10 protein-coding genes are annotated in these 12,315 nt (G+C 74.0%); 2 read left to right on the forward strand and 8 right to left on the reverse strand.

Going from position 1 to position 12,315, the window contains the following annotated elements; all coding sequences use genetic code 11:
• Positions 1-148: 148 nt before the first annotated feature.
• Positions 149-841: a metal-dependent transcriptional regulator gene (locus ACH4K4_RS33410; RefSeq protein ID WP_360125884.1), complete on the reverse strand. Its 693-nt coding sequence runs from the start codon at positions 839-841 to the stop codon at positions 149-151.
• A gap of 311 nt (positions 842-1,152) precedes the next feature.
• Between ACH4K4_RS33410 and ACH4K4_RS33415 the strand changes: the two genes are divergently transcribed.
• Positions 1,153-1,911, forward strand: coding sequence for an SIS domain-containing protein (locus ACH4K4_RS33415; RefSeq protein WP_398172660.1), 759 nt, complete (start codon positions 1,153-1,155; stop codon positions 1,909-1,911).
• A 27-nt stretch (positions 1,912-1,938) separates the two neighbouring features.
• Here ACH4K4_RS33415 and ACH4K4_RS33420 read toward each other — a convergent pair whose 3' ends face one another.
• Both ACH4K4_RS33420 and pdxH read right to left on the reverse strand, forming a co-directional pair.
• The gene (locus ACH4K4_RS33420) at positions 1,939-3,264 is read right to left on the reverse strand and encodes a PAS domain-containing protein (RefSeq protein ID WP_398172741.1); all 1,326 of its coding nucleotides are present in this window, start codon (positions 3,262-3,264) and stop codon (positions 1,939-1,941) included.
• 550 nt (positions 3,265-3,814) lie between these two features.
• Positions 3,815-4,504, reverse strand: coding sequence for a pyridoxamine 5'-phosphate oxidase (gene pdxH, locus ACH4K4_RS33425; protein ID WP_398172662.1), 690 nt, complete (start codon positions 4,502-4,504; stop codon positions 3,815-3,817).
• Positions 4,505-4,924: 420 nt separating this feature from the next.
• Between pdxH and ACH4K4_RS33430 the strand changes: the two genes are divergently transcribed.
• Positions 4,925-6,022, forward strand: coding sequence for a citrate synthase 2 (locus ACH4K4_RS33430; RefSeq protein ID WP_398172664.1), 1,098 nt, complete (start codon positions 4,925-4,927; stop codon positions 6,020-6,022).
• Between the two features lie 50 nt (positions 6,023-6,072).
• On the opposite strand, the gene ACH4K4_RS33435 is transcribed toward ACH4K4_RS33430, so the two are convergent.
• From ACH4K4_RS33435 to ACH4K4_RS33455, 5 genes are all read right to left on the reverse strand, one after another.
• Positions 6,073-6,705, reverse strand: a complete 633-nt coding sequence (locus ACH4K4_RS33435; RefSeq protein ID WP_398172666.1) for a TetR/AcrR family transcriptional regulator — start codon at positions 6,703-6,705, stop codon at positions 6,073-6,075.
• The gene (locus ACH4K4_RS33440; protein ID WP_398172668.1) at positions 6,693-7,496 is read right to left on the reverse strand and encodes an enoyl-CoA hydratase family protein; all 804 of its coding nucleotides are present in this window, start codon (positions 7,494-7,496) and stop codon (positions 6,693-6,695) included. Before ACH4K4_RS33440 ends, ACH4K4_RS33435 begins: the two co-directional genes overlap by 13 nt.
• Positions 7,493-9,085: a 4-coumarate--CoA ligase family protein gene (locus ACH4K4_RS33445; protein ID WP_398172670.1), complete on the reverse strand. Its 1,593-nt coding sequence runs from the start codon at positions 9,083-9,085 to the stop codon at positions 7,493-7,495. Before ACH4K4_RS33445 ends, ACH4K4_RS33440 begins: the two co-directional genes overlap by 4 nt.
• 130 nt (positions 9,086-9,215) lie before the next feature.
• A complete protein-coding gene (locus ACH4K4_RS33450) occupies positions 9,216-10,385 on the reverse strand; it encodes an acyl-CoA dehydrogenase family protein (protein WP_398172672.1) in 1,170 nt (389 codons plus the stop codon).
• 26 nt (positions 10,386-10,411) lie between these two features.
• Positions 10,412-12,310: an acetyl/propionyl/methylcrotonyl-CoA carboxylase subunit alpha gene (locus ACH4K4_RS33455; RefSeq protein ID WP_398172673.1), complete on the reverse strand. Its 1,899-nt coding sequence runs from the start codon at positions 12,308-12,310 to the stop codon at positions 10,412-10,414.
• Positions 12,311-12,315: the final 5 nt, after the last annotated feature.

Genomic DNA, 12,315 nt, shown 5'->3' on the forward strand with positions numbered 1-12,315 from the left:
CGGCCGCGCGCATGCTCAGCGCCAGCGTGACACGCCTCGGGGCGCACCGCTCGCGTTCCGCCAACTCCGTCGTTGAACGCAGGACTTGACGGCCCGGCGAGACCGGCCTTCGGGCCAGGTCAGCCGGGGGGCGGGGGGTGGCGGCGGGTCAGCGCTTGGCCACGAAAACGTGCGCGGCGATCTCGGATTCCAGCTCCGCGGCCTCACCGCTGCTGCCGATGAGGACACCCGACGGCGAATCGGTCACGCTGACCACCGCGCCCGGCTGCACACCGGCCCGCCGCAGCGTGTACATGAGCTGGGCGTCGGCCTGGATCGGCTCGCCGATGCGGCGCACCACGACCGTCTTGCCGTCCGCGCCGGCCTCCAGGTCCATCAGGCTGACCATGCCGGCGTCCAGGAACGGGTCGGCCTCGGCCTTCTCGCCCAGCTCCTCCAGGCCCGGGATCGGGTTGCCGTACGGCGACTCCGTCGGGTGGCGCAGCAGCTCCACGACGCGGCGCTCGACCGCCTCGCTCATCACGTGCTCCCAGCGGCACGCCTCGGCGTGCACCTGCTCCCACTCCAGCCCGATCACGTCGACGAGCAGGCACTCGGCGAGCCGGTGCTTGCGCATGACGCGGGTCGCCAGCCGGCGGCCCTCCTCGGTGAGCTCCAGATGGCGGTCGCCCGCGACCGTGAGCAGGCCGTCCCGCTCCATGCGCGCCACGGTCTGGCTGACCGTCGGGCCGCTCTGTTCGAGCCGCTCGGCGATCCGGGCGCGCATCGGGACCACGCCTTCCTCTTCCAGCTCGAGGATGGTGCGGAGATACATCTCCGTGGTGTCGATCAGTCCGGACATGCGTGCCCCTTGATGTGTCGTGCGGTGGCCCTGACCTCAATTCTGACGCATCGCACCGACAACGGTCCCGCGTCGGCTCCCGCCGCGCCCGCCGGAGTCCCGCCGCGGCGCCCCCGGCCCGGCGGCCGGATGGCACCCGGGCGGCATCCGGGCGGCCGGCAGGTGTCCACCCGGTCGCCGTCCGGCGCGTTCACCGTATTGACAGGGCACTGGTCCAGACCGCAACGTGATCCGCGCCACGGAGAAGTACAGAGAAGTACGAGAACCAACGTACAAGATCGTTGGTCAGCGACGAGAGGGGCCCCGCGGCGATGGGCGAGAGCAACCGGTTGGCCGGGCAGTACTTCGACGCCGCGATCGACCTGCTGCGCCGGGTGCGCGACGAGGAGGACGAGCGGATCGGCGCGGCCGGGACGCTGATCGCCGACACCGTCGAGGCCGGCGGCCGGGTCTTCGCCTTCGGCGCCGGGCACTCCTCCCTCCCCGCGCAGGACACCGTCTACCGGGCCGGCGGGCTCGCCATCATGAACCTGCTGACCGTGCCGGGCGTCGTCGGTGTCGACGTGCGGCCGGCGACGCTCGGCAGCGCGCTGGAGCGGGTGGACGGGCTGGCCGGCGCCGTGCTGGACACCAGCCCTCTGGAGGCCGGTGACGTGCTGATCGTCATCTCGCTCTCCGGGCGCAACTCCCTGCCCGTGGAAATGGCCGTGAACGCGCGGGCACTCGGCCTGAAAGTCATCGGTGTGACGTCGGTGGCGTACGCGGACCTGACCAAGTCCCGGCACGTGTCCGGCACCCACCTGAGGGACCACTGCGACATCGTCCTGGACAGCAAGATTCCGGTGGGTGACGCGGAGTTGACGCTGCCCGGGATCGAGGCGCCGTTCGCGCCCGCCTCGACGGTCGTCACCAGCGCGATCATGCAGTCCGTCGTCGCGACCGCCGCGGGGGTGCTCGCCGACCGCGGTATCGACCCGCCGCTGCTGCGCTCCGGGAACGTGGACGGCGGCCACGACTGGAACGGCCGGGTGATGCGGGAGTACGCGGACCGGATCTACTACCGGCAGTAGGGCGACCGGCCTCCCGGGCCCGCCGCGTCACCGTGGCGCCGGCCGCCCCGCCAGGTCGAGGGCCGCGGCGATCCGGGAGGCGACGTCTTCCGCGTACGCCGCGTCCGCCCGGTCGAAGGGGCGGCGCGAGGGCCCGCGCAGGAACGTCGCCACGCCCAGCGTCCGGCCCCGGCTGCGCAGCACCACGCACAGGCCGTGCACCGTGCCGTCCGGCCACTTGCGGGCCGCGGCCCAGCCCTCGGCGGCCCCGGGGCCCGCGCCGGCCCGCACCGAGCCGCACCGCTCCAGCGCCTGCCCGGCCGGGTGGCCCGCCGCGTAGGCCACCGGGATTCCGGTCGCCGGTACGGCCTCGGAGGGCCCCGGCGCGCCCGCCGGCGAGGCGATGGCCCGTACGAGTGACGGCGGGCCCTCAGTGGAGGCGCCGACGGCACCGTCCGGCCGCTCGCCGCCGCCCGCCACCACGTCGATCAGCCCGTGGTCGGCGAATCCGGCCAGCGCGAAGTCGAGGTGGACCGCCGCCGCCTCCATCGGGTCCTCGCACTCCCCCGCCGCCCGGCCGGCGCGGTGCAGCTGCTGGGCGCGGAAGCGCAGCAGCGAGCCTTCCTGCTCCGCCCGCTTGGCCTCCGTGACGTCCTGGAAGAGCCAGCCCACGCCCAGCGGCACCGGCTCCTCCGCCAGCGGCGAGGCGAGCCGCAGGAAGCCGCTGCGCCAGCACCGGCGGGTCGGCTCGGCCTCGTCGGACCGCAGCGTCACCCACAGCTCGGCGGCGGCCGGCGGGGTGCCCTCCGCCAGGACGTGCGTCAGGGCGCCCTCCAGCTCCTCCACGCCCTGCGTCAGCAGGTCGCCCAGCGGGCGCCCCAGCACGGCCGTGCGGCCCATCCCGAGGGCGCGGGCCGCGTGCGCGTTGACGACGGCGGGCCGCAGGTCGGCGTCGACCAGCACGACGCCCCAGGAAGCGTCCACGAACAGCGCTTCGCTCAGGGCGATGGAGCGTTCCAGGTCGATCTGGGTGTGCGCCTCGCTGAACGCGCAGTAGACGCCGGCGGGGCGGCCGTCGGGGCCGAGGACGGCGGAGGACTGGGTGCGGACCAGGACCCGGCGCCCGTCCTTGGTCAGCAGCGCGAACTCGTGGACCTGGCGGCCCGGGGACCGTGCCGCCGCCAGCAGCCCGGCCTCCACCTCGTCCGCGTCCTCCTTGCGTACCGCCCAGCCGGTCAGTCCGGGCCTGCCGACCGCCTCGGCCGCCGGCCAGCCGAGGATCCGCTCGGCCTCGCGGTTCCAGTGCGTGACCGTGCCGTCCGCCCCGAAGGCGCACAGCGCGGCGTCCATGCCGTCCAGCAGGGCGGCGAGCAGGCCGGAGTCCTCGTGGTCCGGCGGGGACCCGGGTTCGGCACCGGAGGTCTCGTTCGCGTGCGCGTCCTCCGGCGATGGGTCCCGGTCCGCCGGCCGGCCCCGGCGCCCGGGCGGTACGGCCTCGGAGCGGTGCGACGAGGACGACGAAGACGAAGCAGCCACTGGCACCCCCTACGAACGCGGCCGCACGTGCTGCATGCCGGATCATTCAACTGGAACGTGACGCAGCCCACACCCCATTCGCGGAAATCGCTGCCCCCGGAAATTCGGTTGTGTGGCCGCGGGGCCGGTTCCTAGGGTGTGCGGCACACGAGAAGGGAGGTGGTTCGGCAGATGATTTCGCACCGGACGCGTGAGGTGACTGCGGGCTAGCGGCCCGTCGTCGCACTCAGTGTGCAGCGCCGGACCAGCGCGGGAAACAACCGCGCAGCCGGCCAATCCCCAGCAGTCACCCGACCCGCGGGCTGCCGGTTCGTCCGACCGGCCTCCGCGCGCCCACGGCGCGCGGAGTGTGGCCCGCGGGTCGTCTGCGTTCGCGGGCCGCCCGCGCTCAGGGCGCGAGCCGTACGACGGACCAGCCGTCCCCGTCCCGGTCGTAGCGCAGCCGGTCGTGCAGGCGGTTCTCGCGGCCTTGCCAGAACTCCACGGACCGCGCGGTCACCCGGATGCCGCCCCAGTGCGGCGGCGCCGGGACCTGCTCGCCTTCGGGGTAGCGGGCCGCCAAGGAGCCGTACGCCTCCTCCAGTTCGGCGCGGGAGGCGACCGGCGCCGACTGGTCGCTGGCCCAGGCGCCCAGCTGCGAGCCGTGCGGGCGGGTACGGAAGTACGCGGCCGTCTCGTCGCGCCCGATGCGCTCGGCGGTGCCCGACACGATCACCTGGCGGGCGAGCGGGTGCCAGGGGAAGAGCAGCGAGACGTACGCGTTCTCCGCCAGGTCGCGGCCCTTGCGGCTGGTGTAGTTGGTGAAGAAGACGAAGCCGTGCTCGTCGAAGCGCTTGAGCAGCACGGTCCTAGAGCTGGGCCGGCCCGCCGCGTCGGCCGTCGAGACGACCATCGCGTTCGGCTCGTGCAGGCCGCTCGCGGCCGCTTCCTTGAACCAGCGCGCGAACTGGTCGTAGGGGCTCGGGGCGAGCTCTGTCTCGTCGAGTCCCTCGGCGCGGTACTGCGCCCGCATGGCGGAAGGGTCGAGTGGGTCCGGGGTGGGCGTGTCGGCGGGGTGCACGGCCACATCTTGCAGCATGCGGGCCCGTTGGGGCAGCCGTCGGCAGGGAAGTCTGCCCCTTGACGGCCGGGCGTAACCCTCCCGTAAGCGGATCGACCAGTGTGCCGGACGTCACGCTTCACGGCACGTGCCGGACCGGCCAAAATCGTCCCGCGAGCCACTGCGGCCCCACGACAGCGCGGGATATCGTGTCCGCCCTGAAGTGATCGAAGTGACGTGCCCCGGGCGGGACGCCACGGGTGACGGTCGGGTGACCAACGCCCGCGCGGGGCATGACGCCAGTGACCGGTACGGACCGCGAGCCCCTCGGCCGCGTAACCGGACCGGGAGACGGGCGGGCCGCACGGGCCCGGCCCGGCCGGATCCACCTGACAGATCTCGAACGCACGGCATCTTGGTCATGAGCCGCATGTCGTCCACATCTTGAGGAGCCGCCTGATGTCCGACTTCGTACCCGGACTCGAAGGAGTCGTCGCGTTCGAGACGGAGATCGCCGAACCGGACAAGGAGGGCGGCGCGCTCCGGTACCGCGGTGTCGACATCGAGGACCTCGTCGGGAAGGTCTCCTTCGGCAACGTGTGGGGACTGCTGGTCGACGGGTCGTTCAACCCCGGGCTGCCGCCGGCCGAGCCGTTCCCGATCCCGGTCCACTCCGGCGACATCCGGGTGGACGTGCAGTCCGCGCTGGCGATGCTCGCGCCGGTGTGGGGCCTGAAGCCGCTGCTGGACACCGACGAGCAGACCGCCCGTGACGAACTGGCGCGCGCCGCGGTCATGGCGCTGTCGTACGTCGCCCAGTCGGCGCGCGGCCAGGGCCTGCCGATGGTGCCGCAGAAGGAGATCGACAAGGCCGGGACCGTCGTCGAGCGCTTCATGAAGCGGTGGCGGGGCGAGCCGGACCCGAAGCACGTGGCGGCCGTGGACGCGTACTGGACCTCGGCGGCCGAGCACGGCATGAACGCGTCCACGTTCACGGCGCGGGTGATCGCCTCGACCGGTGCCGACGTGGCGGCCGCGCTGTCGGGCGCGGTCGGCGCGATGTCGGGGCCGCTGCACGGCGGGGCGCCCTCCCGGGTCCTCGGCATGATCGAGGAGATCGAGCGGACGGGCGACGCGACGGCGTACGTCAAGGGGGCGCTCGACCGCGGCGAGCGGCTGATGGGCTTCGGCCACCGCGTCTACCGGGCCGAGGACCCGCGGGCGCGCGTCCTGCGGCGCACCGCGCGCGAGCTGGGCGCGCCGCGCTTCGAGATCGCCGAGGCGCTGGAGAAGGCGGCCCTGGAAGAGCTGCACAACCGGCGTCCCGACCGGGTCCTGGCCACGAACGTGGAGTTCTGGGCGGCGATCGTGCTGGACTTCGCCGAGGTGCCGGCGCACATGTTCACGTCGATGTTCACGTGTGCCCGTACGGCCGGGTGGAGCGCCCACATCCTCGAACAGAAGCGGACGGGGCGCCTGGTCCGCCCGTCGGCCAAGTACGTGGGCCCCGGGCCGCGCGGGCCGGAGGCGGTGGAGGGCTACACGCTGCCTGCGTAGTGGCCGCCGGGGGGGGGCGGTGGCGGGGCGTTCGTCCCTGCTGCCGCCCCCTACTGCCGTCCCCCGTTCAGCACCGTGTCGAGGATGTGGGCCCACTGGGTGACGACGCGGTCGCGGCGGGGTTTGTCGTCGGTCAGGAGGTTGGCGAGGCCGAGGCCCCGGGACATGTCCAGGAGGCCCTGGACGGTCTCGCGGACGCCGGGCACGGACTCGTCGGCGCCGAGGAGGGCGACGGCGGTGCGGTGGGCCTCGCGGCCCACGCGGGCCTCCAGCGCCGTGACGCGGTCGCGCAGCTGGTCCTCGTCCGACGCGGCGACCCACAGGTGGAGGGCGGCGCGGAACAGCGGGCCCGTGTAGAGGCCGACGATCTCCTCGACGATGATCCGGGTGCGGGCGGCGGAGCCGGTGGGCGGCAGGTCGTGGGCGACGGCCTGGAGCGCGCCCTGCCGCATTTCCGCGACGTGTTCGACGGCCGCCGTGAACAAGTCCTCCCGGGTGCGGAAGTGGTGCTGGGCCGCGCCCCGGGAGACGCCCGCGCGTTCCGCGACGACCGCGACCGTGCTGCCGCCCCAGCCGCGTTCGGCGAGGCAGGAGACGGCCGCCTCCAGGAGGGCGCGGCGGGTGGCGCGGCTGCGTTCCTGCTGCGGTTCCTTGGGGGCGCGGGCCGGGGTCACCGTACCCATGACGGTTCCCTGCGCTGGAGGAAGGCGGTCATGCCTTCGCGGGCCTCCTCGGAGGCGAAGAGGCGGGCGGAGGTGTCGGCGAGGGCCGCCGTGTCGCGGTCGAAGGCCCGCAGGACGTCCGCCGTGACGAGTGCTTTGCACGCCGCCAGGCCCTGGGGGGAGCCTTTGCGCAGACCGGCGAGGACGGGTTCCAGCGCGGTGTCCGGGTCGTCGGCGGCGAGGGTGACCAGGCCGGTGCGGGCCGCTTCGGCGGCGTCGAAGCGTTCGCCGGTGAGGTAGTAGCGGGCCGCGGCGCGCGGGTCCATGCGGGGCAGCAGCGGCATGGAGACGACGGCCGGCGCGAGGCCGAGGCGCGCTTCGGTGAAGGCGAAGGTGGCGCCGGGCCCTGCCGCGGAGAGGTCGCAGGCGCCGAGGAGGCCGAGGCCGCCGGCCCGTACGTGTCCGGTGACCTTGGCGACGACGGGTTTGGGGAGTTCGATGACGACGCGCAGGAGGCGGGCGAGGCCGAGCGGTCCCGAGGTGGGCGCGTCGGTCCCCGCGGCCGCTTCCTGCGCCGCCTCCGAGAGGTCGGCCCCCGCGCAGAACGTCGTCCCGGTGTGCGTGAGCAGCACGGCCCGCGTGCCGTCGTCGGCGGCCGCGGCCGCCAGCGCCGCGTGGAGTTCGGCCACCAGACGCCGGGAGAGCGCGTTGCGGTTGTGCGGGGAGTCCAGGGTGAGGGTGGTGACGCCCCGCTCGTGGGCGTGCCGTACCAGCGGGGCGTCCGGAGCGGGGTCCGGTGTCGCGTCGGTCATGAGGCCGTGGAACTCCTTTCCCTGGCGCGCAGTTCGCGCCGCAGGATCTTGCCGGTGGCGGCGCGTGGCACGGCGTCCGTGAACTCCACCCGCCGCACTTTCTTGTACGGGGCGACCTGCCCGGCAACGTACGCGACGACGTCGTCCTCGGTGAGCCGGGCCCCCGCCTCGCCGCGCTGCCGTACGACGTAGGCCTTGGGGATCTCGTTGCCGTCCGCGTCGGTGACGCCGATGACCGCGGCGTCCGCGATGCCGTCGTGGGCGAGCAGCACCGCTTCGAGATCGGCCGGTGCGACCTGGTAACCCTTGTATTTGATCAGTTCCTTGACGCGGTCCACGACGTAGAGCCAGCCGCCGTCGTCCACCCGCCCGATGTCGCCGGTGTGCAGCCAGCCGTCGGCGTCGATCATCGCGTCGGTCTCCGCGGGGCGGCCGAGGTAGCCCTTCATGACCTGCGGGCCGCGGATGAGGATCTCGCCGCTCTCGCCGGCGCCGAGGTCCTTGCCGGTGTCCGTGCAGCGGATGCGCATCTCGGTGTTGGGCAGCAGCTTGCCGACCGTGCCGGGCGGCGGGGCCGCGGCGTCCAGCGGCACGGCGTGGGTGCCGGGCGAGAGTTCGGTCATGCCGAAGCCCTGCATGATGTGCGGCAGGCCCAGGCGCCGGGCGCAGGCGTCGGCGAGCCGGGCGTCCAGCGGGGCGGCGGCGCTGACGACGTAGTCGAGCGAGGACAGGTCGTACCGGGTCACGGAGGGGTGCTTGGCGAGGGCCAGGACGATGGGCGGGGCCACGTACACCGCGTTGACCCGGTACTTCTCGATGGTGTGCAGGAAGGGTTCGAGGTCGAAGCGGGGCAGCACGACGACGGTGGCGCCGTTGCGCAGCGGGGCGTTCATGAGGGCGGTCAGCCCGTAGATGTGGAAGAACGGCAGGCAGGCCAGGACGCGGTCGCCGGGGCCGCTGCCGATCAGTTCGTTCAGCTGGGCGAGGTTGGTGGCGATGGACCGGTGGGTGAGCATCACGCCCTTGGGCGTGCCGGTGGTGCCGGAGGAGTACGGCAGGACGGCCACGTCGCGGGCCGGGTCGGTGCGGACGGCCGGTTCCGGCGCGGTGGAGGCGGTCATGTCGCGTACGGAACGGTGCCCGACCGCGCCGTCGCAGACGAAGACCTCGGTGATGCCGCCGGACTGTTCGGCGGCGCTGCGGGCCGTCTCCAGCAGCGGGGAGACGGTCACGATCCAGTTGGCCTCGGAGTCGCGCAGTTGCTGCGCGAACTCGCCGGAGGTGCACAGGGGGTGGACGGTGGTGACGGCGGCGCCGCAGCGGGAGGCGGCGTAGAAGACGGCCGGGTAGACGATGGTGTTGGGGCTGTGCAGGGCGAGGACGTCGCCGGGGCGCACCCCGGCGTCGGCCAGCGCGGCGGCGATGCGGCGGACGGCACCGTCGAGTTCGGCGTAACTGACCGTGGTGCCGTCCTGGCCGTCGATCAGCGCGGGCAGGGCGGCGTGCTCGACGGCCGACCGGCCCAGCACGGCCTCGTGGATCGGCAGGTCGACGGGCGCGACGTCGGCGTACTCACTGTGGAAGAGCATGGCCATCCCCTCAGCAGCGGCGCTCGCCCGGTGCCGGTGCGGCGCGGGCGGGCGCCTGTCCGTGTGCGTGCAGCATCGCGGTTGCGGGTGCGGTTGTCAGCACGGCGACCGCGATGCCGGGCGCGGCCGGTCAGTAGGACTTCGGCAGGCCGAGGCTCTGGTGGGAGACGTAGTTGAGGATCATTTCCCGGCTGACCGGCGCGATCCGGGCGACGCGGGCCGCGGTGATCAGGCCGGCCAGGCCGTATTCGCGGGTCAGGCCGTTGCCGCCGAGGGTGTGCACGGCCTGGTCCACGGCCTTGACGGCCGCTTCCCCCGCCGCGTACTTGGCCATGTTGGCGGCCTCGCCCGCGCCCGTGTCGTCGCCGGCGTCGTACAGGTGGGCGGCCTTCTGCATCATCAGGCGGGCGAGTTCGATCTCGATGTGGGCCTGGGCGAGGGGATGGGCGACGGCCTGGTGGGCGCCGATGGGCTCCTTCCAGACCTGGCGGGTGCGGGCGTAGTCGACGGCCCGCCCGACCGCGTAACGGGCCATGCCGAGGGCGAAAGCGGCGGTCATGATGCGTTCGGGGTTGAGCCCGGCGAAGAGCTGGAGCAGTCCCGCGTCCTCGTCGCCCACCAGCGCGTCCGCGGGCAGCCGTACGTCGTCCAGCGTCAGTTCGAACTGCTTCTCCGGCGCGCCCAGTTCCATGGCGATCTGCCTGCGCCCGAACCCCGGGGTGTCGCGCGGGACGATGAACAGGCAGGCCTTGAGGTTGCCGGTGCGGGCGTCCTCGGTGCGGCCGACGATGAGGGTGGCCTCGGCGATGTCCACGCCCGATATGAAGACCTTGCGCCCGTTGAGGACCCACTCGCCGGTGGCCGGGTCGCGGCGGGCGGTGGTGGTGATGCGGTGCGAGTTGGAGCCGGCGTCCGGTTCGGTGATGCCGAAGGCCATCTTGCGGGAGCCGTCGGCGAGGCCGGGCAGCCAGGCCCGCTTCTGCTCCTCCGTGCCGAAGCGGGCGATGACCGTGCCGCAGATGGCGGGCGAGACGACGAGCATGAGCAGCGGGCAGCCGGCCGCTCCCAGCTCCTCCAGCACGAGGGAGAGTTCGGCGATGCCGCCGCCTCCGCCGCCGTATTCCTCGGGCAGGTTGACGCCGAGGTAGCCCAGCTTGGCGGCCTCGGCCCACAGGTCGTCGGTGTGCCTGCCCTCGGCGACGACGCGGGCGAAGTACTCGCGTCCGTAGCGCTTGCCGAGCGCGGCGACGGACGCGCGGAGGGCGCGGTGTTCCTCGGTTTCGATCACGGGGGTGCTCACGGGTACTCCTTCGAGGGGGAGCGCCGTCATGCGGTGACGACGGCCAGCGGCGTGCCGACCTCGACCTGCTGACCGGCCTTGACGTGCAGGGCGGTCAGCGTGCCGGAGGCGGGGGCAGTGATCTTGTGTTCCATCTTCATGGCTTCGAGCCAGAGCAGCGGGGCCCCGGCCTCGACGCGGTCGCCCTCGGCCAGTCCTCCGGCCACCCGGACGACCGTGCCGGGCATGGGGGCCAGCAGCGAGCCCGGTTCGGTGCGGGCGGTGGGGTCGGGGAAGCGGGGCAGGGCGGTGAAGGTGCGGGATCCCGCGGCGGAGTCGACGTACACCTGGTCGCCGTGGCGGGTGACGGCGAACTCGCGCCGTACGCCGTCCGCTTCCAGCACGACCCGCCCGTGCGCCGCCGATAGCAGCCGTACGCCGGGGAATCCCTCGGCGTGCAGGCCGTCGCGGCCGAGGCGGTAGCGGATCGCGTGCTCGGTGCCGCCGCAGGCGTAGCTCTTGGTCTGCGGCTGCGACGGCACGTTGCGGAAGCCGCCGAAGCGGGACCGGCCGTGGGCGTCGGCGAGGGCGGCGGCCAGTGCGCACAGGCCGGTGACCGTGGCGTCGGGGGCCGCCGTCAGCCCGTCCAGGTTGCGGTCGTAGAAGCCGGTGTCCAGCCCGGACGCGGTGGCGAACTCGGGGTGGCGCAGGGACCGTACGAGCAGGTCGCGGTTGGTGACGGGGCCGTGCACGCGGGCCCTTTCCAGCGCCCCCGCCAGCTTCCGTACGGCCTCGGGGCGGGTCGGCGCCCAGGCGACGACCTTGGCGAGCATCGGGTCGTAGTGCACGCCGATGACGCTGCCGTCGGCCACGCCCGAGTCGAGCCGGACGCCGCCGGGCACGGACAGGTGGTGCAGCGTGCCGGTCTGCGGCTGCCAGCCCGCCGCCGGGTCCTCCGCGTACAGCCGGGCCTCGACGGCGTGGCCGTGCGGCGCGGGCGGGGCGTCCGCCAGCGCCTCGCCCTCGGCCACCCGCAGTTGCAGGGCGACGAGATCGACGCCGTACACGGCCTCGGTGACCGGGTGCTCGACCTGGAGGCGGGTGTTCATCTCCAGGAAGTGGGCGTGGCCGGTGGCGGAGACGAGGAATTCGACGGTGCCCGCGCCCCGGTAGCCGATGGTGCGGGCGGCGTCGGCCGCCGCCGTGTGCAGGGTCGCGCGCAGTTCGTCGGGGAGACCGGGCGCGGGGGCTTCCTCGACGACCTTCTGGTGGCGGCGCTGGAGGGAGCAGTCGCGGGTGCCGAGCGTCCAGACCGTGCCGTGCGCGTCGGCGAGGACCTGCACCTCGACGTGGCGGCCGCCGACGACGTACGGCTCGGCGAACACCTCGCCGTCCCCGAAGGCCGCGGCGGCCTCGGCCCGCGCCGCCGCCAGCTCGCCCGGCAGGCCGGCCAGTTCCCGTACGACGCGCATGCCGCGCCCGCCGCCGCCCGCCGCCGCCTTCACCAGCAGCGGCAGGTCGGCGTCGGTGGCGCGGTCCGGGTCGACGGGGGCGAGCAGCGGCACTCCGGCCGCCGCCATGAGTTCCTTGGCGCGGGTCTTGGAGGCCATCGCCTCGATGGCGGCGGGCGGCGGTCCGACCCAGGTCAGGCCCGCGTCGGCGACGGCGGCGGCGAAGCCGGCGTTCTCGGAGAGGAAGCCGTAGCCGGGGTGGACGGAGTCGGCACCGGCGGCGTGCGCGGCCTTCACGATCAGGTCGCCGCGCAGGTAGGTGTCGGCCGGGGCGTTGCCCGGCAGGCGCACGGCGGCGTCGGCCTCGCGGACGTGCGGCGCGCCGGCGTCCGCGTCGGAGTACACGGCCACCGTCGCGATGCCCAGCTCCCGGCAGGTGCGAAAGATCCGGCGGGCGATCTCGCCACGGTTGGCGACGAGGAGGGAAGAGATCACTGGTT

This window comes from Streptomyces sp. NPDC017529 (assembly GCF_044329785.1).
GTDB lineage: Bacteria > Actinomycetota > Actinomycetes > Streptomycetales > Streptomycetaceae > Streptomyces.

Excerpts from the sequence above, each read along its gene's own strand:
- ACH4K4_RS33410 (WP_360125884.1), bottom strand. The coding sequence starts at position 841 with ATGTCCGGACTGATCGACACCACGGAGATGTATCTCCGCACCATCCTC.
- ACH4K4_RS33415 (WP_398172660.1), top strand. The coding sequence starts at position 1,153 with ATGGGCGAGAGCAACCGGTTGGCCGGGCAGTACTTCGACGCCGCGATC.
- pdxH (WP_398172662.1), bottom strand. The coding sequence starts at position 4,504 with ATGCTGCAAGATGTGGCCGTGCACCCCGCCGACACGCCCACCCCGGAC.
- ACH4K4_RS33430 (WP_398172664.1), top strand. The coding sequence starts at position 4,925 with ATGTCCGACTTCGTACCCGGACTCGAAGGAGTCGTCGCGTTCGAGACG.
- ACH4K4_RS33435 (WP_398172666.1), bottom strand. The coding sequence starts at position 6,705 with ATGGGTACGGTGACCCCGGCCCGCGCCCCCAAGGAACCGCAGCAGGAA.
- ACH4K4_RS33440 (WP_398172668.1), bottom strand. The coding sequence starts at position 7,496 with ATGACCGACGCGACACCGGACCCCGCTCCGGACGCCCCGCTGGTACGG.
- ACH4K4_RS33445 (WP_398172670.1), bottom strand. The coding sequence starts at position 9,085 with ATGCTCTTCCACAGTGAGTACGCCGACGTCGCGCCCGTCGACCTGCCG.